Raw genomic sequence first — 17,873 nt, 5'->3', positions numbered from 1 at the left:
GTCAGCCTCCCTGCCGGGGCGCTAGGATTTCCAGCCGGTCGCCGTCGGACAGCGCCGTCTCACCCCGCGCCGGGACCGGCACGAAGCCCTCGTTCAGCGCCGTGGCGACGCGCGCGCCGCCATAGCCCAGTTCGTCGAGCGCGTCGGTCAGGGTCGGGCCCGCGACCTCACGCTGTTCGCCGTTGACGGTGATCTTCATCGTCCATGACCTCCGGTCGTGTTCCGTCGAGCAGCCAGTCCGCCGTCATCCGCGCCATCGCGGGCGCAAGCAGGAAACCGTGGCGGAACAGGCCGTTGACGTGGGTGGTGGCGCCGCGCTGACGGATGCGCGGCAGGTTGTCGGGAAAGGCGGGGCGGGCGTCGGCGCCGATTTCCAGCAGCGCCGCCTCGCCGAAGGCGGGATGCAGGGCGTAGGCGGTGCTGAGCAGCTCCATCACCGACCGTGCGGTGGCGGGGGCGCGGCTGTCGCTTTCGATCTGGGTGGCGCCCAGCATGTAGACCCCGTCGCCGCGCGGCACGATGTAGAGCGGGTGGCGCGGGTGCAGCAGGCGGATCGGGCGCGTCAGGTGCACGTCGGGCGCGCGAAGCACCACCATCTCGCCGCGGACCCCGCGCAGGTCGGACAGCGCCTCCCGCGCCGCCAGCCCCCGGCAGTCGATCACGGGGCCGTCCCCCGACATCCCGACACGCGGCACGCCGGCGGCGGCGAGCCCGTCGCGCAAGGTGGCGAGGGCGGCGCGGGGGTCGATATGCGCCTCGTCGGCGAAATGCAGCGCGCGGGAGAAGCGGCGCTCCAGCCCCGGCTCGAGCGCGTCGATGGCCTCGGCGTCGAGCGACGAGTGATGCGCGGTCCGCCGGGCGAAGCGGTCAAGCTCGGCCCGGTCGCGCCCCGGCGTGACCACCAGCGATCCACGACGCTCGACCCCGACGCCGCGCGCCTGCCACCAGTCGGCGGCCTCGCGACCAAGCCGGGTGACCGGCTCTTCGGCCGTCTCGCTTTCGCAATCGGGGGCGAGCATGCCGCCGGCCCACCACGAACACGCGTGCGGGCCCGGCCGCTCGTGGGGATCGCACAGCTGCACGGTTGCGCCGCGCGCCGTCAGTTCGGCGGCGACCGCCAGCCCCATGACACCGGCGCCGAGAACCGTGTACGTCATCGCCACACCTCGTGGAAATGATGGACGGGGCCGTGCCCCTTGCCCACGGACAACGCGTCGGCGGCGGCAATCGCTCCATGCAGCCAGCTCTGCGCGCGGCCGACGGCGTCGGTCAGCGTGGCGCCCCGGGCCAGCTCGGCGGCGATGGCCGACGACAGCGAGCAGCCGGTGCCGTGGGTGTTCGCGGTCCGCAGCCGGGGTGCACGGAACGCGGTCGTCCCTGCGGCGGTGACCAGCAGATCGGCACATTCGTCGCCGCCCGCATGCCCGCCCTTCATCAGCACTGCGCGGGGGCCCAGCACCAGGAGCTCGCCCCCCTGCGCGGCGGCCTCGGCCTCGGACGCGGCCACGCCGGTACCCAGAAGGCGGGCGGCCTCGGGAAGGTTCGGGGTCAGCACGTCGGCGCGGGGCACGAGACCGGCAAGGATCGCCCGCACCGCGTCGTCGGCCAGCAGCGGATCGCCGGACTTGGCGACCATCACCGGGTCAAGCACGACCGGGCCGTGAAACCCCGACAGGGCCTCCGCCACGGCCTGCGCCACCGGCGCGGTCGCCAACATGCCGATCTTGACCGCGCCGATGTCGATGTCGTCCAGCACCGAGCGGATCTGCGCGGCGACCAGATCGGGGTCGAGCGCCTGCACGGCCTGCACGCCGACCGTGTTCTGCGCGGTAATCGCGGTGATCGCGCTGGCCGCATAGACGCCGAGCGCCGAGGCGGCCTTGATGTCGGCCTGAATCCCGGCGCCCCCGCCGCTGTCGGAGCCCGCAATGGTGAGTATCTTCGCCGGTGTCTCCATACTCTCCTCACGCGTCACGGATCATGGGCGAGGAGTGGGAGACACGAAGCGCCGGATTTGGCGCCTGACATCGTTCTTCCGTTCCCTACGCCGGCATGGTCCGGATCAGGTTCGATGGGTTGGCATGCGGCCTCTCAGCCCGCGCGAACGGGCACCCCAACGGATGACGCAGAGATAGCAACGACGCGGCCGGGCTTCAAGCCGAAGCGGCCGCAACGGCAGGCATGCACGCCGATCGGCAGGGGGTCGTGCGCCCCGCCAACCCGCGACGCTCTGACGCAGTTTCGCGCGCGCGGGCGCGCGCACGCGTGGCGAACAGGACACGACGTTTCCGACAATCGCCGCACCCCGGCCCTGCCAAGACCATTTTTTTACGCCTTGGGTCTGGCCTCTTGCGCGGATTTCGTGCCGATTGGGGACATGTCGCTGTTTCTGATCGTCGCCCTTCCGTTTCTCGGTGCGTTGCTGCCGGGCCTCATGGTCCAGGCGGGCCGCCGCGCGTGTTCGATCACCACCGGGCTGGTGACGCTTCTGGCGCTGACCGGGCTTCTGGTGAACGCCCCGGCGGTCCTGTCCGGAGAGGTGCAGACGGCGCGGCTGGAGTGGCTGCCGGGCCTCGGCATGAACGCCAACTTCTTCCTCGATCCGCTGGGCCTGTTCTTCGCCGGGCTGATCCTGGGGATCGGGCTGCTGATCATCATCTACGCGCGGTTCTACCTCTCGCGCGAGGATTCGATGGGCGAGTTCTTCACCTACCTGCTGCTGTTCCAGGGCGCGATGGTGGGCATCGTCCTGAGCGACAACGTCCTCGTGCTGCTGATCTTCTGGGAGCTGACCTCGCTGTCGTCGTTCCTGCTGATCGGATACTGGAAACACACCGCCGAGGGGCGACAGGGCGCGCGGATGGCGCTGGCCGTGACCGGCATGGGCGGGCTGGCCCTGATCGGCGGCATGCTGATCCTGGGCAACATCGTCGGCAGCTACGACCTGACCGAGATCCTGCAGAACCGCGAGGCGATCCAGGCCTCGCCGCTTTACCTGCCGGCGCTGATCCTGATCCTGCTGGGCTGCTTCACCAAGTCGGCGCAGTTCCCGTTCCATTTCTGGCTGCCGCACGCGATGGCCGCACCGACGCCCGTTTCGGCCTACCTGCACAGCGCGACGATGGTGAAGGCCGGGCTGTTCCTGATGGCGCGGCTGTGGCCGGTGCTCTCGGGCACCGACGCCTGGTTCTATCTCGTCGGCACGGCGGGGCTGATCACGATGGTGCTGGGCGCGCTGATCGCGATCTTCAAGGACGACCTGAAGGCGCTGCTGGCCTTCTCGACCGTCAGCCACCTGGGCCTGATCACGATGCTTCTGGGCTTTGGCACGCCGTTCGCGGCGCTGGCGGCGGTATTCCACATCCTCAACCACGCGACGTTCAAGGCCGCGCTCTTCATGACCGCGGGCATCGTCGACCACGAGGCGCACACCCGCGACATCAAGCGGCTGGGCGGCCTGCGCAAGCTGATGCCGGTGACCTTCGTGATCGCCACCGTCGCGTCGCTGTCGATGGCGGGCATCCCGCTGTTCAACGGCTTCCTCTCGAAGGAGATGATGCTGGAAGAGGCCGTGCACACGACCTGGGCCGGAAGCCACTGGGTGCTGCCCGTCTTCGTCACGATCGGCGCGCTGTTCTCGGCGGCGTACTCGTTCCGCTACGTGGCGCACACCTTCCTGGGCCCGGTGCGCGACGACTACCCGCACAAGCCGCACGATCCCGGCTTCGGCATGTGGGCGCCCGCGGCGTTCCTGTGCGTGCTGGTGCTGGCGATCGGCCTGATGCCGTTCCTCGTAGAACCGCTGGTCTTTACCGTGGCCGAGGCGGTGATCGGCGGCGTCGGCGAGATCGAGGAGGGCTATCATCTGGCGATCTGGCACGGCCTGACGCCCGCGCTGCTGATGTCGGGCATCGCCGTGGTCGGCGGCCTGCTGCTGCTGGCGCTGCACCGCCCGCTGGACCGCGCGTGGATCGCCACGCCGCGACCCGAGGCCAAGGCGATGTTCGACCGCCTGATGGCGGCCTGCGTGGGCGGCGCGCGGGGCCTGACCGACGCGCTGCACGACGGGGCCCTGACCCGCTACGCGGCGATCTTCACGGTGACCGTGGTCGCCGCGGGGGCGCACGCCTTCTGGACGGGCAACCTGGTGGTCGCCGACCGCGGCGGCGCCATCCCCGACCTCGTGCCGCTGGTCGGCTGGGCGCTGCTGGTCGTCTCGGCCGCGTGGCTGGCGCTGTCGCACCGCCGCCGGCTGCTGTCGCTGGTGCTGGTGTCGATCGTCGGGCTCGTGATCTCGATCGGCTTCAATTACTTCAGCGCGCCGGACCTGGCGTTGACGCAGATCTCGGTCGAGGTCGTGACCGTCATCCTGCTGCTCTTGGCGCTGAACTTCCTGCCCAAGACGACGCCGGTCGAAAGCTCGGTCGGCAAGCGCACCCGCGACGGTCTGATCGCGGTGGTCGGCGGGCTGGGCGTCGGCGCGCTGAGCTATGCGCTGCTGGTCCACGAATTCGCCTTCGAGACGATCTCGGACTTCCACCTCGAGAATTCCTACAAGGGCGGCGGCGGTCATAACGTGGTCAACGTCATCCTGGTGGATTTCCGTGGCTTCGACACCTTTGGCGAGATCATCGTGCTGGGGATCGCCGCGCTGGTGATCTACGCCGCGACCGAGGCGCTGCTGTCGGGGCCGGTGCGCGCGCGCCTGCTGAACTGGGTGCCCGACATGGTCCGCGCCGGCGACGCGCATCCGCTGATGATGGTGGTCGCGACCCGCGTGATGATGCCGGTCGTGCTGATGGTCGGCTTCTACATCTTCCTGCGCGGCCACAACGAACCCGGCGGCGGCTTCATCGCGGGCCTCGTCGTCGCGATCGGCGTGGTGATGCAGTATATGGCCTCGGGCTTTGCCTGGGCCGACCGGCGGCAGCGCTTCCCCTATCACGGGATCATCGGCGCCGGCGTGCTGGCCGCGGGCCTGACCGGCATCGGGGCCTGGTTCGCGGGGCAGCCGTTCCTGACATCGGATTTCGGCTATGCCCGCATCCCGCCCTTCAACGAGTTCGAGCTGGCCACCGCGATGGCCTTCGACCTGGGTGTGTTCCTCGCCGTGGTCGGCGCCGTGCTGCTGTCGCTGGAAAGCTTCAGTCGCATCGCCCGCCGCTCGAACGAGCAAGTGAGCGACTACGCGATGGACATCGATCCCTCGCGCAACGAGGAGGCCTGACATGGAAGCCATGGTGGCCAGCGCCGTCGGGGTCCTGACGGCGGCCGGACTGTACCTTGTGCTGCGGCTGCGCACCTTCCCGGTGATCATCGGGCTGTCCCTGCTGACCTACGCGGTCAACGTGTTCCTGTTCGGATCCGGCGGGCTGGTGGTGAACGAGCCGCCGATCTGGCACGAGCACGACAACAGCTACACCGATCCGCTGCCCCAGGCGCTCGTGCTGACGGCGATCGTGATTTCGTTCGGGATGACGGCCGTCTCGGTGGTGATCGCCCTCGCCGCCTATCTCAGCGGCGACGACGACAGTATCAACATGACGCCGGGCGAGGCGGAGGACGACGCCCCATGAGCCACTGGATCATCGTTCCCGTCGTCCTGCCGGCGCTTCTTGCGGCGTTCATCGTGCTGCTGTGCCGCTTCAACCTGACCGTCCAGCGCGCGCTCTCGACCGCGGGCACGGCCGTGATGGTGGTCATCGCCACGGGCCTGATGCTGCGTGCCGGCACCGGCGCGATCGACGTCTACGAGTTGGGCGACTGGCCCGCGCCGTTCGGCATCGTGCTCGTCGCCGACCGGCTGGCGACAATGATGGTGCTGCTCACCTCGGTGCTCGCGCTTGCCGTCGTGCTGTACGTGATCGGCACCGGCTGGGACAAGCGCGGCCGCCATTTCCACGCCCTGTTCCAGTTTCAGCTGATGGGCGTCTGCGGCGCCTTCCTGACCGGCGACGCGTTCAACCTCTTCGTGTTCTTCGAGGTGCTGCTGATCGCCTCCTACGGGCTGATGATCCATTCCGGCGGGCCGGTGCGGCTGCGCGCGGGGATGCAGTACGTGGTCTACAACCTGCTGGGCTCGACGCTCTTCCTGTTCGCGCTGGGAACGATCTACGCTGTGACCGGCACGCTGAACATGGCGGACCTGGCCGACCGCGTGGCGCAGCTGCCGACCGACGACACCGCGCTGCTGCGGGTGGGCGCGACGCTGCTGATCCTGGTGTTCGCGGTGAAGGCCGCGGTCCTGCCGCTGCATTTCTGGCTGCCGGCAAGCTATTCCAACGCCCCGGCCCCGGTCGCGGCGCTGTTCGCGATCATGACCAAGGTCGGCGCCTATGCGATGCTGCGCTTCCTGACGCTGGTCTTTCCGCCCGACCTCGAGGCGACGCAGGGCCTGTTCGACTTCTGGCTGCAGCCGGCCGCGATGCTGACGCTGATCGCGGGCATGGTGGGCGTCCTCGGCGCGCGACGGCTCGACCGGCTGGCGGCCTTCGCGGTGATCGGGTCGATGGGCACGCTGCTGACCTCGATCTCGCTGTTGACGCCGCAGGGCACGCAGGCGGCGCTGTTCTACATCCTACACTCGACCTTCGCCTCGGCGACGCTGTTCCTGATCGTGGGCCTCGTGCAGGCGGGGCGCGGCGGAGCCGGCGGCCGGATCGAGGCGCTGGCGCCGATCGCCCGCAACGGGCTGGTCGCCGGGTTGTTCTTCATCAGCGCCATCGCCCTCTCGGGCGTGCCGCCGCTGTCGGGCTTCGTCGGCAAGCTGATGGTGCTCGACGCGGCGCGCGCCGCGTCGGGGCCATACTGGCCGGTCTGGACGGCGATCCTGGTGACCTCGCTGATCGCGATCGTCGGCTTCGCCCGCGCCGGCAGCACGGTGTTCTGGAAGGCCAACGAATCCGCCGCCGCTGCCGCCCATCCCGAGGCGCCGCCGGCCACGGGCCTGTCGATCGTGGCCATCGGCGGCATCATGGTGCTGCTGGTCGCGCTGACCGTGCTTGCGGGGCCGGTGATGGCCTTCATGGGCGAGACGACCGATCAGCTCTACAATACCACGGGCTACATCTCGGCGGTGCTGGGTGACGGGGAGGCCGCGCAATGATCCAACGCCTCGTGCCTCATCCCTTCCTGACGGCGCTTCTGACCGCCGTCTGGATGCTGCTGGAGAACACGCTCAGCTGGGGGGTGTTCGTCTTTGCCCTGATCCTCGGGCTCGTCATCCCCTTCCTGACGAGGATGTGGTGGCCCAACCGTCCGAAGCTGAGCCGGCCGTTCAAGGTGCCGGAATACCTCGTCATCCTGATCTGGGACATCATCGTCGCCAACGTGTCGGTCGCGATCACCGTGGTGTTCAAGCGCAACGCCGACATGAAGCCCGCCTGGATCGCGATCCCGCTCGACATCCGCTCACCCGAGGCGATCACCTGCCTCGCGTCGACGATCACGCTGACGCCGGGCACCGTCTCGGCCGACGTGTCGAGCGAGGGCGCCTACCTGCTGGTGCATTGCCTCGATACCGACGATGCCGACGCTGTCCGCGACGAGATCAAGAGCCGCTACGAACGCCGCCTGAAGGAGATTTTCGAATGATCCAGATCGCGCTCGTCTTTGCCTATGTCTGCATCGGGCTGTCGCTGATCCTGGCGATGTGGCGGCTCTGGAAGGGTCCGAACGTGATCGACCGGGTCCTGGCGCTCGACACGCTGGTCGTGAACGGGATCGGCATGATCGTTGTGTTCGGCATTAGCACCGGGGTCGAGACCTATTTCGAATCCGCGCTCATCATCGCGATGCTCGGCTTCGTCTCGACAGTGGCCTACGCGCGGTTCGTGCTGCGCGGCAACATCATCGAGTGAGGCGGGCATGATCTGGGACATCCTCATCGCCGTAGCGCTGGTCATCGGCGCCGTCTTCACCCTCGTCGGCTCGTACGGGCTGGTGAAGATCGACCGCCCCATGTCGCGGCTCCACGCCCCCACCAAGGCCAGCACGCTGGGGGTCGGCAGCCTGCTGCTCGCCTCGATTCTCGACGCCTATTCCAGCGGCGACGGGTCGCTGCACGAAATCCTCGTGATGGCGTTCCTCTTCGTCACCGCGCCGATCTCGGCACACTTCATGGCCAAGGCGCACATCCACCGCGGCACCGTGGCCGCGGCACCGCCGACGCTGGAGTCGGGCGAAACGTGGGCCTGTCTGGACAAGGACCGCGAAGAGCAGCCGGCGGACACCAGCGCCTGATCCGGCGGGCCGGCGCGCTTCAACTCAGCCGAGAATCATTCCGACGCGCCTGGCACTATCTGTCACGATCCGGAAACAGAAATCCGGGCACCCGAAACATTGTTGCTTTGTATTAATGCGCAACCAACCCACCGGCGAGTTTCCGTAACGGAAGGTATTGCGTGAATGGTCACAATCGGAACTGCTTTGACCATAAGTATATTTACTCAAAGGCGTACGACGTCGTGGACAACAGTGATTCATATACTCCGGACTCCGGTCAGCCGGTAGCCGCGGGCCGCGACAAAAGTCGTTCCAAGAATGAAGCGAGTGGAATGGTGCATCCCGTGGACGCCCATGTAGGGCGACAATTGAAGACGGCCCGCCACCTCAGGGAACTGTCCCAGGGCGACGTGGCCCGGAACCTTGGCGTCAGTTTCCAGCAGGTTCAGAAATACGAATCCGGCACGAACCGCGTTTCGGCCAGCCGCCTGTTCGAGCTGGCGGTGATGCTGCACGTGCCACCGGGCTATTTCTTCGACGGCCTGAGCGGGCTCGATTCCCCGGACGAGGACGAGCGGCTGACGCCCGAGGACGCGCAGATCGCGCGCGCCCTCTCGCGCATCACCGACCGCAAGACCAAGTCGATGCTGCACGCCCTGATCTCCGAGATCGCGGGCTACGAGGACGACCGCAGCTCGGACGTGGCCGCCAACTGCTGAGCGCGCGCTATTCCCGCGCGCGCAGGATGCTGGCGGGCCGCGCCGCAAGCGGCCGCCAGGCAAAGACCAGCCCCGCCGCCAGCGTCAGCAGCACGCCGCCCACGACGATCGCCAGCGCCGACAGGGGCGCGAAGCGGAACTCGGTCTCCATCACGAAACGGCTGACGGCCCATCCCGCGCCGCCGCCCGCCGCGACCGCGACCACGCCGGCGGCCGCCCCCAGCAGCGCCGAGCGCAGGGCAAAGCTGGTCAGAATCCGCCGTCTCCCCGCCCCCACCGTCTTGAGGATCGCGGCCTCGTAGGTGCGCGCGCGCTCACCGGCCGCCGCGGCGCCGATCAGCACCACCGCCCCGGTCACCAGCGTCGCCATCGCGCCATAGGTCACGGCCGCCGCGACACCGGCCAGCACCTCGCTGACGCGGTCGATCGCGTCGCGCACGCGGATCGCGGTGATGTTGGGATAGGTGTCCGAGATGTCGCGCAGGATCGCCGCCTCGGCCTGCGGCTCGGCGTAGATCGTCGAGATGTAGGTGTGCGGCGCCCCGCGCAGCGCGGCGGGGTTCATTGCCAGCACGAAGCCGATCCCGGCGGTCGAGAAATCGACCTCGCGGAAACTGGTGATCTCTCCGGTGATGTCGCGGCCGAGGATGTTGATGGTCAGCGTGTCGCCCAGCGACACTCCCAGTTCCGCGGCCTCTTCGGCGGCAAAGCTGATCTGCGGCGGGCCGTCGTACGCCTCGGGCCACCATTCTCCCGCGGTGATCGTCGTGTCGTCGCCCGGCCGGTCCGAGTAGGTCACGCCGCGGTCGCCCTGCAGCACCCAGTGATCGCCCGCGACCTCGTCCGCCGGGCGGTCATTGATCCGGGTGATGATGCCGCGCAGCATCGGCGCGGTCTCGACCCGGCTGACCGCCGGATCGGTGTCCAGCCGCTCGCGGAAGCCGTCGATCTGGTCGGGCTGGATGTCCACCATGAAGAAGGCCGGCGCGACCTCGGGCAGATCGCGCGAGATCGCGCTGCGCAGGTTGGTGTCGATCTGTCCGATCGCCGCCAGCACGCTGAGCCCCAGACCCAGCGACAGCACCACGCTCGTCGCCTCTCCGCCGGGGCCGCCCACGGCCCCCAGGGCCAGGCGCAGCGCGCTGCGCCCCTGCACGACCCGCGCACGGGCAAGGCGCCGCGCCACCCGCCGCACGAGCCACGCCGCCCCCAGCAGGACGACGAACGCCGCACTCAGCCCCGCGGCGGCCCACAGGGTCAGCTCGGGCAGACCCGACAGCCACGCGGCCAGGCCCACCAGCAAGACCACGAGCCCGGCGATCACGGCGAGGGTGCCCGGATGCGGCGTGACGCGGAGGCCGCCGATGTCGCGAAACAGCGCCGCCGCCCGTACCTCGCGCGTGCGAGCCAGCGGCCATAGGGTGAAGATCGCCGCCGCCAGCAGACCGTAGAGCGCCGCCTGCGCCAGCGGCGCGGCATGCAGCCCGAAATCCGCCGGGACCGGCAGCTGCGCCGCGATGACGGGCGAGAACAGGAGCGGAAGTCCCGCCCCCAGTGACACGCCAAGCACGACGCCGACCAGGGCCAGCACGCCGACCTGGATCAGGTAGACCTCGAAGATTGTGCGCCCCTCGGCACCGAGCGTCTTGAGCACGGCGATCGTGCCGGTCTTGCCGTCGAGATGCGCCCGCACGGCCGCCGCGACGCCGACCCCGCCCACGGCAAGGCCGGCAAGCCCGACCAGCACCAGGAACGCGCTGAGCCTGTCGACGAACTCGGACACGCCGGGCGCGCCGTTCCGCCGGTCGCGCCAGCGAAAGCCGGTTTCGTCCAGCACCGCGTCGGCCTGCGCCTCCAGCGCATCGAGATCCGCGCCCGGCGGCACCCGCAGCCGATATTCCGTCTCGTAGAGCGTGCCAGGCACCAGCAGCCCGGACTCGCTCAGCGCCGACGTCCGGACCAGCGTGCGCGGGCCCAGCTCGAACCCGCCGCCGCCGTCGTCCGGCTCGCGCTCCAGCGCGGCGCTCAGCACGAAGGATTGCGTACCCAGGCGGAACGTCTCGCCCACCGACAGGCCCAGCCGGTCGATCAGCACCGGGTCCATCACCGCGCCCGGCAGGCCGCCGGTGCCGTCCAGCGCCTCGGCCAGCGTCATCTCGGGCGCAAGCGTGACCGCGCCGTAGATCGGATAGACGCCGTCTACCGCCTTCACCTGGGTCAGCCCCCGGTCGCGCTCGTCCCCCTCGCCCACCACGGCCATCGAGCGGAAGTCGACGACCTCCGCCACCTCGGTTGCGATGCTGTCGAGGAACGCGCGCTCTTCCGGTTCGGCGAAGCGGTAGGTGAACTGCACCTCGGCATCGCCACCCAGAAGGGTCGCGCCCTCCCGCTGCAACCCGGCCTCGATGCTCTCGCGGACGGTGCCGACGGCGGCGATGGCCGCGATCCCCAGCGCCAGGCAGGCCAGGAACACGCGGAACCCGCGCAGCCCGCCGCGCAATTCCCGGCGCGCGATCCGTGCAGCGATCCCGAGGCTCATGTCCGTTGCTCCGATCGCGCGCTCATTCCGCCGCCCGCGCCATGTCGGCGGGGGCGATCCGCCCGTCTTCGAGCCGCACGACACGGTCGCAGCGGTCCGCCAGCTCGGGCGCATGGGTCACGAGGATCAACGTGGACCCGTGCCGGTCCCTGAGACCGAACAGCAGGTCCATGATTGCCTGCCCCGTCGCGCCGTCCAGATTGCCCGTCGGCTCGTCGGCCAGCAGGATGTCGGGGCGCGGCGCCGCCGCGCGGGCCAGCGCCACGCGCTGCTGCTCGCCGCCCGACAGCTGGCTGGGATAATGCCCCGCGCGCGCGCTCAGCCCCACGGTTTCGAGCTCGGCCCGCGCGCGGTCGAAGGCGTCACGGTGCCCCGCCAGTTCCAGCGGCGTGGCCACGTTCTCAAGCGCGGTCATCGTCGGAACCAGGTGGAAGGACTGGAAGACCACCCCCATATGGTCCCTGCGAAACCGGGCCAGCGCGTCCTCGCCCAGAGCGGTCAGGTCACGGCCCAGGACGGTGACCGACCCGCCCGTGGCGCGTTCGAGCCCGCCCATCAGCATCAGGAGAGACGATTTGCCAGACCCGCTCGGACCGACCAGCCCCAGCGTCTCGCCGCGCGCGACATCCAGGGTGATCCCCCGCAGGATGTCGACCCGGCCCGCATTGCCGTCCAGCGTCAGGCGGGCGTCGGCGAAAGAGAGGATCGTGTCTGTCATGGGGCGTATCCTGGCAATGGCGTCAGGGGGATATGGGGCACGGCCGGCCCCGCGCAACCGCGCCGCGGCGCTCTGCCTCGGGCTGATGTCGGCCGTCGCCTGCCCTGCCGTGGCCGGCGCGCAGGAGGTGACGCTCGCCGCCCTGGGCGACAGCCTGACCCAGGGTTACGGTCTGCCGCCTGAAGACGGCTTCGTGCCCCAGCTTGAGGCGTGGCTGCAAGAGCGGGGTCACGATGTCGCGATCACCAATGCCGGCGTGTCCGGCGACACCACGGCGGGGGGCCTCAGCCGGATCGACTGGACGCTCACTCCGGACGTCGACGGGCTGATCGTGGCGCTCGGCGGCAACGACCTCCTGCGCGGCATCCCCCCCGAGGAAAGCCGCGCCAATCTCGACGGCATCCTGTCGCGCGCAGACCAGGCCGACGTTCCGGTCCTGCTGATCGGCATGACCGCGCCCGGCAATTACGGCCCCGAGTTCAAGGCGGCGTTCGACGCGATGTATCCCGAGCTGGCCGAGGAATACGGCGCCCTCTATGCCGAGAGCTTCCTCGGTGCGCTCGAACAGCGCGAGGACCGCGACGCGGCGATGGCCAGCTACATGCAGGATGACGGCATCCACCCCAACGCCGACGGCGTCGAGGTGATCGTCGACAGCCTCGGCCCCGCGGTCGAGCGGCTGATCGAACGGGCGGCGGACTAGCGCCGCCCCTCGCGCAGCCACGCCCCCACGGTCAACAGCGCCGACAGCAGCAGGAACAGCCACGGCGCGATCAGCGGCGTCACGGTGACATCGGCGGTAAGATACGCCTCGCGCGGGGTGATGCCGATCCAGCCGCGCCCCTCGGCGGGGCGCCCGGCCCGGACCCGGCGCAGGTCCGGCAGCCCCTCTTCGATCCGCTTGATGCCGCCCTCGGTCGGCCCGATCACCGGCGCCAGCGTCTCGCCGGTGGCGACGGTCTGCTCGAACTCCTTCGGCGCCGACGGCCCCAGGGCGATCACCGCCTCCTGGTCGCCCTCGGCCAGCCGGTAGAGCCCGATCTCAGGCCCCTCGAACCGCGCCTGGAACCGGCCCGGCGCGACCTGCTCCAGCGGCAGGGTCGTGACGGTGCCGTCGGGACCCGTGATCTCGACGTCGCCCACCTCGTCGGCCAGGGTGCGGCGGGTGATCGTCATGGTCTGGCCCTCGGCGGTGGCGGTCAGCGCCTCTTCGTCCAGCTCGGGCTCCTTCATCATCCAGTGCGCCAGCCGCCGCAGCAGCTCCAGCTGCGGCCCGCCGCCCTCGAACCCGCGCGACCAGAGCCAGGCGTGGTCCGACCCCAGCAGCGCGACCCGCCCCTCTCCGACCCGATCGAGCACCAGGAGCGCCCCCCCCCCGACGCCGGCCATCACCTCCTGGCCCTGCGGCTGTCCCAGCTGGATGTGGCGGAACCACCGGCCCCAGCCGGGATCCTCGGCCTCCGGCCCCGCCGGCGCGAGACCCTGGGTCACCGGGTGCTTCTCGCCCAAATCGGTGATCTCGGGCAGGAAGCCCTCCTCGAACACCCGGCCGGTCGGCTCCGCCGGCAGCACCTCGCCCAGCGGCGACCGCGAGATCGAGGCCGCCGAGGCGAAATCCGGCCCCGCAGCGATCAGCACCGCGCCGCCCCGCTCGACGTATTGCGCAATGTTGTCGAGATAGAGCGACGGCAGGATCCCGCGTCGCTTGTAGCGGTCGAAGACGATCAGATCGAACTCGTCGATCTTGTCGAGAAACAGCTCCCGCGTGGGAAAGGCGATCAGCGACAGCTCGCTCACCGGCACCCCATCCTGCTTCTCAGGGGGACGCAGGATGGTGAAATGCACGAGATCGACGCTCGAATCCGATTTCAGAAGGTTGCGCCAGACGCGCTCGCCGGGATGCGGCTCGCCCGACACCAGAAGGACCCGCAGCCGGTCTCGCACGCCGTTGATCTGCACCACGGCGGCGTTGTTGCGGTCCGTCAGTTCACCGTCACGTGCGGGCACCGAGAACTGGATCACATTGGTGCCGCCATGGGTCAGCGTGATCGGCAGCTCAAGGTCCTCGCCCACGGGCACGTCGAAGGTCTGCGGGTCGCCGCCGTCGATGGCGACCTGCAGCTCTGCCTGCCCGCCCACCGCGCCGGGCACCGCGCCCTGGTCCTCGATCCGAAGGCCCAGCGTGATCTCCTCGTCGATGATGCCGAAGGCCGGCGCGTTGGTCACCGTCAGCCGCCGGTCCCAGTCCTCCGCGCGCCCGGTCAGCAGCGCGTGCAGCGGCGCCGGCAGGTCGGGCGCGGCCTCGACGTCGTGCAGCCGTCCGTCGGTGATCACCACCGCCCCGGCCAGCCGCGCCCGCGGCTCCTCGGCCATCGCCTCGGCCAGCGCGCCCATCAAGAGCGTCCCGCCGTTCTCAGGATCGTCACCCAGCCGCACGACCCGCAGCTCGGTGTTCTCCATCCCCGCGACCTCGTCCTCCAGCGCCGCCAGCGCCGCCGCGCTCTGGTCGCCGCGGTCCGACAGGTCCTGGCTGGAGCTGTCGTCCACGACGGCAATGACGATGTCCGACAGCGGCGTGCGGTCCTCGTCCTGCAGCGACGGGTTCGCCAGCGCCGCCAGCAGCGCCGCCGCCGCCAGCCCGCGCAGCCACCAGCCCGACAGCCGCCGCCACAGCGCCAGGGCGACGAACAGCACGGCCACCGCGACGGCGCCCCACACCACCGGCAGGGGCACGAGGGGATCGAAGATCACGCTATCCATTCAGGGCTCGGTCCCATGTTCTTCTGTCCAAAAATATCCCGGGGGAGTCGCCGCAGGCGACGGGGGCAGCACCCCCGGGGCGACGGCAGCATCACTGTCCCAGCCGGTCCAGCAGGGCCGGCACGTGAACCTGGTCGGATTTGTAGTTCCCGGTCAGGACATGCATGATCAGGTTCACCCCGAACCGCATGGCGATCTCGCGCTGGCGCTCGCCGGCATAGCCGCGCCCGACCGGGAACAGCGCGGAACCGCTGTCGTCCACCGCCCAGGCCGCGGCCCAGTCGTTGCCGCCGATGACCACCGGCGTGACGTTGTCGTTGAGGTCGCGGAACGGCATCCCCTCGACCTGCTCGGCATCGGCCGGGGCCGCCTCGACCCAGACGTCGGCGCCCGCGTAACGGCCGGGGAAGTCCTGCAGCAGGTAGAAGGTGCGCGTCAGGACATGGTCCTCGGGCACAGGCTCCAGCGGCGGGATGTCCAGCGGCCCGGCCAGCCGCTGCAGCTTGCGCCCCGTATCGGTCGACGCGCCATAGCCCGCGACATCCGCGTCGCGGGTGTCGAACAGGATCATGCCCCCCGTCCGCAGGTAGGTGTTCAGCTTGGCATAGGCCTCGTCCGAGGGGATCGGCTGGTCGGCGTCCACGGGCCAGTAGAGGAACGGGAAAAAGGCCAGCTCGTCGGTCTCGAGGTCCACGGCGATCGGCGCGGCCGGCTCGATCGAGGTGCGCTGGAACAGGGTCCGCGACAGGCCGCGCAGGCCGGCATGGGCGGTCTCGTCCAGCCTGTCGTTGCCGGTGACGACATGGGCGAGCACCACCTCGGTCGTCGCCTCCAGCGCCAGCGGCGGATCGTCGGTCTCGGCCCGCTCGATCTCCTGCGCGGTGCCGGGCTGCGGCACCGCCGCCAGCGCAAGCACCAGCGCCGCCGCGGCACCGGCCCCCGCCCGCGGCCCGCGCAGCCGTCCGGCGAGCGCCAGCGCGGCGAGCACGTCCAGAGCCATCAGCCCCAGCGCGAGCGTCAGCAGCCAGCCCTTCAGCGCGGTCTCGCGCACGATATCCAGCCCCTCCACGGGAATCCGGTCGGGCCAGGCCGTCGGCGCGAGGGTCGTCTCGGCACCGATCACGTTCAGCGACACTCTCCGGTCCTCGCCGCGATAGAGGCCCGGCGGCGTTTCGGGGCCGGGCCGCGCCTCGGCCAGCGCGGCGCCGTCGATGCCCGGCAGCGTGCCCGCGTCCTGCAGGTCGCCGAACGCGGTCAGCACGGTGTCGGGCTCCCACACTGTCCCCTCCAGGTCGGCGGCGTCGGGCCGCGCGGGGCGGGTCGACACGGCCAACCGCTCCAGCATCTGCACGAACAGGCCGGACAGCGGCAGCGTCGACCATTCGGCATTGGCCGAGACGTGGAACAACACGATCTGCCCCTCGCCCACGCGCTTCCGCGTCACCAGCGGGGTGCCGTCCTCGAGCGAGGCGATCACCCGGTCGGACAACGTGGGGTCCGGCTGTGCCATGACCTGCGCGTTCACGCTGACGTCCTCGGGCACGCTCAGCCCGGCAAAGGGTGAGTCCTCCTGGAAGTCGCGCAGCCCCTTGGGCTCGCCCCAGCTCATCGCGCCGCCGACGCTGCGTCCCCCGGCGCGCAGGCGGACCGGCATCAGCGGATCCTCCTCGCTCCGGCTGACATCGCTGGCGGCCAGGCGCGGGCCGGCGAACCGCACCAGCAGCCCGCCGCCCTCGACCCACTCCAGCAGTTCCTCGGCGCGGCTGACCTGGGCCACGTCGGCCAGGATGATCGCGTCGGGATTGGCCTGCATCACGTCGTCCATCGCGCCGTCGATCAGGTCGGCCGTCGGTTCCAGCGCCTCTTCGAGGTAGTGGGTCGGCGACAGCAGTTCGAGCCCCTCGCGGTCGTCGCGCCCCGCCACCAGCGCCACCTCGCGGCGCTGCAGGGCATCGTCGGTCAGAGACACGGCGGCGGCCGAGCGGACGGCGTCCAGTTCGAACCGGGTGATGCGGTTGCGCAGTTCGGGCGGCACCGAGAGGCTCGCCTCGGCCTCCGTCGCGCCCTGTGCGAACGGCAGGGTCGCGGTCACCAGCGCGCGCTCGATCCCGTTGGGATCGGTGCCGTGGCCGGTGACGCCGATCTCGCGCTCCGGCCCCGGCGCCGCGCGCAGGGCCGAAAGCTGCACGGCGCCGTCCTCGAACCGCGCCGGGCGCAGCCCGGTCACCGAACGCGGGCTCTCGAAAACGGTGACGCCGCCGTGGTCTTCGAGGTCGGCCAGCAGGTCGTCGCGCCACGGACGGTCCACGCCGTCCGACAGCCAGAACGTCTCGAACGCACCGTCGAGCGCGCCGCCCCATTCGGCCACGGCGTCCTCCTGCGGCACCCACGGCCGCGGCTGGATGCTGGGCAGGCGCCCGGCCCAGGCGTCGGCGGCCTGGAACGGCACCGGCCCCTCGGGCAGGTCCGTCAGGCTGACCACGGCCGCGGTGCGGCCCTGGCGCGCGGCCTCGGACAGCACGGCCTCGGCCCGGTCCATGCGGCGGGGCCAGTCGCCCGCATCGGCCCAGGTCCCGTCGAGCAGCACCAGCAGCGGCCCGCTGCCCGCCCGCTCGGGCTCGGGGTTCAGCACCGGCCCGGCAAAGCCCAGGATCACGGCCGCCACCGCCAGCGTGCGCAGCAGCAGAAGCCACCATGGCGTTTTGTCACTCTGCTGATCGTCGTCGGAGAGGCCCAGAAGCAGCGCCACGCCGGGAAAGCGGCGGCGCACCGGTGCCGGCGGCACCGCCCGAAGCAGCAGCCAGAGAATCGGAAGCGCCACGAGCCCCAGCAGCAGCCAGGGCGTGGTGAATCCTATTCCGAACAGCGTGAACATCGGCTGTTGCTCCTCATCGCGGGCCGGGCCGGATGGCGC

General features: G+C 70.4%; 15 protein-coding genes and 1 riboswitch. Of the genes, 8 read left to right on the top strand and 7 right to left on the bottom strand.

Going from position 1 to position 17,873, the window contains the following annotated elements:
- Position 1: 1 nt before the first annotated feature.
- From thiS to thiD, 3 genes are read right to left on the bottom strand one after another with little or no spacing between them, the layout of a single operon-like run.
- A complete protein-coding gene (gene thiS / locus BMZ25_RS03975; RefSeq protein WP_092688771.1) occupies positions 2–199 on the bottom strand; it encodes a sulfur carrier protein ThiS in 198 nt (65 codons plus the stop codon).
- Positions 168–1,157: an FAD-dependent oxidoreductase gene (locus BMZ25_RS03970; protein WP_092688768.1), complete on the bottom strand. Its 990-nt coding sequence runs from the start codon at positions 1,155–1,157 to the stop codon at positions 168–170. The genes thiS and BMZ25_RS03970 overlap by 32 nt, the downstream gene beginning before the upstream one ends.
- Positions 1,154–1,957: a bifunctional hydroxymethylpyrimidine kinase/phosphomethylpyrimidine kinase gene (thiD, locus tag BMZ25_RS03965; protein WP_092688765.1), complete on the bottom strand. Its 804-nt coding sequence runs from the start codon at positions 1,955–1,957 to the stop codon at positions 1,154–1,156. The genes BMZ25_RS03970 and thiD overlap by 4 nt, the downstream gene beginning before the upstream one ends.
- Positions 1,958–2,022: 65 nt before the next feature.
- Positions 2,023–2,126: riboswitch (TPP riboswitch) on the bottom strand.
- Between the two features lie 251 nt (positions 2,127–2,377).
- On the opposite strand from thiD, the gene BMZ25_RS03960 reads away from it, so the two are divergent.
- From BMZ25_RS03960 to BMZ25_RS03930, 7 genes are all read left to right on the top strand, one after another.
- Positions 2,378–5,227 (top strand): monovalent cation/H+ antiporter subunit A, encoded by a 2,850-nt coding sequence (locus BMZ25_RS03960; protein ID WP_092688762.1) that lies wholly within the window; start codon positions 2,378–2,380, stop codon positions 5,225–5,227.
- A 1-nt stretch (position 5,228) separates the two neighbouring features.
- The gene (locus tag BMZ25_RS03955; RefSeq protein ID WP_092688759.1) at positions 5,229–5,576 is read left to right on the top strand and encodes a Na+/H+ antiporter subunit C; all 348 of its coding nucleotides are present in this window, start codon (positions 5,229–5,231) and stop codon (positions 5,574–5,576) included.
- Complete coding sequence (locus BMZ25_RS03950) at positions 5,573–7,105, top strand: monovalent cation/H+ antiporter subunit D (RefSeq protein WP_092688757.1); 1,533 nt, start codon at positions 5,573–5,575, stop codon at positions 7,103–7,105. The genes BMZ25_RS03955 and BMZ25_RS03950 overlap by 4 nt, the downstream gene beginning before the upstream one ends.
- The gene (locus BMZ25_RS03945) at positions 7,102–7,593 is read left to right on the top strand and encodes a Na+/H+ antiporter subunit E (RefSeq protein ID WP_092688754.1); all 492 of its coding nucleotides are present in this window, start codon (positions 7,102–7,104) and stop codon (positions 7,591–7,593) included. Before BMZ25_RS03950 ends, BMZ25_RS03945 begins: the two co-directional genes overlap by 4 nt.
- Positions 7,590–7,859 carry a K+/H+ antiporter subunit F gene (locus BMZ25_RS03940; RefSeq protein WP_092688751.1) on the top strand — a complete coding sequence of 90 codons (270 nt, stop codon included), beginning with the start codon at positions 7,590–7,592 and terminating at the stop codon, positions 7,857–7,859. The genes BMZ25_RS03945 and BMZ25_RS03940 overlap by 4 nt, the downstream gene beginning before the upstream one ends.
- 7 nt (positions 7,860–7,866) lie before the next feature.
- The gene (locus tag BMZ25_RS03935) at positions 7,867–8,241 is read left to right on the top strand and encodes a Na+/H+ antiporter subunit G (protein WP_092688748.1); all 375 of its coding nucleotides are present in this window, start codon (positions 7,867–7,869) and stop codon (positions 8,239–8,241) included.
- A 314-nt stretch (positions 8,242–8,555) separates the two neighbouring features.
- Entirely contained in the window at positions 8,556–8,942 is a 387-nt protein-coding gene (locus BMZ25_RS03930) for a helix-turn-helix domain-containing protein (protein ID WP_092688745.1), read from the top strand.
- Positions 8,943–8,949: 7 nt separating this feature from the next.
- On the opposite strand, the gene BMZ25_RS03925 is transcribed toward BMZ25_RS03930, so the two are convergent.
- Together BMZ25_RS03925 and BMZ25_RS03920 are read right to left on the bottom strand one after the other, a co-directional pair.
- Positions 8,950–11,481: an ABC transporter permease gene (locus BMZ25_RS03925; protein WP_092688742.1), complete on the bottom strand. Its 2,532-nt coding sequence runs from the start codon at positions 11,479–11,481 to the stop codon at positions 8,950–8,952.
- Between the two features lie 22 nt (positions 11,482–11,503).
- Complete coding sequence (locus BMZ25_RS03920; protein WP_092688739.1) at positions 11,504–12,199, bottom strand: ABC transporter ATP-binding protein; 696 nt, start codon at positions 12,197–12,199, stop codon at positions 11,504–11,506.
- On the opposite strand from BMZ25_RS03920, the gene BMZ25_RS03915 reads away from it, so the two are divergent.
- Positions 12,198–12,902, top strand: coding sequence for an arylesterase (locus tag BMZ25_RS03915; RefSeq protein WP_092688736.1), 705 nt, complete (start codon positions 12,198–12,200; stop codon positions 12,900–12,902). The two genes, BMZ25_RS03920 and BMZ25_RS03915, sit on opposite strands and share 2 nt — an antisense overlap.
- Here BMZ25_RS03915 and BMZ25_RS03910 read toward each other — a convergent pair.
- Both BMZ25_RS03910 and BMZ25_RS03905 read right to left on the bottom strand, forming a co-directional pair.
- Positions 12,899–14,959 (bottom strand): hypothetical protein, encoded by a 2,061-nt coding sequence (locus BMZ25_RS03910; RefSeq protein WP_092688733.1) that lies wholly within the window; start codon positions 14,957–14,959, stop codon positions 12,899–12,901. The genes BMZ25_RS03915 and BMZ25_RS03910 overlap by 4 nt on opposite strands.
- 91 nt (positions 14,960–15,050) lie before the next feature.
- Entirely contained in the window at positions 15,051–17,834 is a 2,784-nt protein-coding gene (locus tag BMZ25_RS03905; protein WP_092688730.1) for a DUF4159 domain-containing protein, read from the bottom strand.
- Between the last annotated feature and the right edge of the window lie 39 nt (positions 17,835–17,873).

It is taken from the genome of Tranquillimonas rosea (genome assembly GCF_900111315.1).
GTDB classification, from domain to species: Bacteria; Pseudomonadota; Alphaproteobacteria; order Rhodobacterales; family Rhodobacteraceae; genus Tranquillimonas; species Tranquillimonas rosea.
Note: the sequence above shows the minus strand (reverse complement) of the source record. Positions and strands in the feature narration are given on the sequence as shown.

Coding starts and splice junctions, on each gene's coding strand:
- thiS (WP_092688771.1), bottom strand. CDS start 199: ATGAAGATCACCGTCAACGGCGAACAGCGTGAGGTCGCGGGCCCGACC.
- BMZ25_RS03940 (WP_092688751.1), top strand. CDS start 7,590: ATGATCCAGATCGCGCTCGTCTTTGCCTATGTCTGCATCGGGCTGTCG.
- BMZ25_RS03955 (WP_092688759.1), top strand. CDS start 5,229: ATGGAAGCCATGGTGGCCAGCGCCGTCGGGGTCCTGACGGCGGCCGGA.
- BMZ25_RS03905 (WP_092688730.1), bottom strand. CDS start 17,834: ATGTTCACGCTGTTCGGAATAGGATTCACCACGCCCTGGCTGCTGCTG.
- BMZ25_RS03910 (WP_092688733.1), bottom strand. CDS start 14,959: ATGGATAGCGTGATCTTCGATCCCCTCGTGCCCCTGCCGGTGGTGTGG.
- BMZ25_RS03935 (WP_092688748.1), top strand. CDS start 7,867: ATGATCTGGGACATCCTCATCGCCGTAGCGCTGGTCATCGGCGCCGTC.
- BMZ25_RS03920 (WP_092688739.1), bottom strand. CDS start 12,199: ATGACAGACACGATCCTCTCTTTCGCCGACGCCCGCCTGACGCTGGAC.
- BMZ25_RS03925 (WP_092688742.1), bottom strand. CDS start 11,481: ATGAGCCTCGGGATCGCTGCACGGATCGCGCGCCGGGAATTGCGCGGC.
- BMZ25_RS03945 (WP_092688754.1), top strand. CDS start 7,102: ATGATCCAACGCCTCGTGCCTCATCCCTTCCTGACGGCGCTTCTGACC.
- BMZ25_RS03970 (WP_092688768.1), bottom strand. CDS start 1,157: ATGACGTACACGGTTCTCGGCGCCGGTGTCATGGGGCTGGCGGTCGCC.
- BMZ25_RS03930 (WP_092688745.1), top strand. CDS start 8,556: ATGGTGCATCCCGTGGACGCCCATGTAGGGCGACAATTGAAGACGGCC.
- thiD (WP_092688765.1), bottom strand. CDS start 1,957: ATGGAGACACCGGCGAAGATACTCACCATTGCGGGCTCCGACAGCGGC.
- BMZ25_RS03950 (WP_092688757.1), top strand. CDS start 5,573: ATGAGCCACTGGATCATCGTTCCCGTCGTCCTGCCGGCGCTTCTTGCG.
- BMZ25_RS03960 (WP_092688762.1), top strand. CDS start 2,378: ATGTCGCTGTTTCTGATCGTCGCCCTTCCGTTTCTCGGTGCGTTGCTG.
- BMZ25_RS03915 (WP_092688736.1), top strand. CDS start 12,198: ATGGGGCGTATCCTGGCAATGGCGTCAGGGGGATATGGGGCACGGCCG.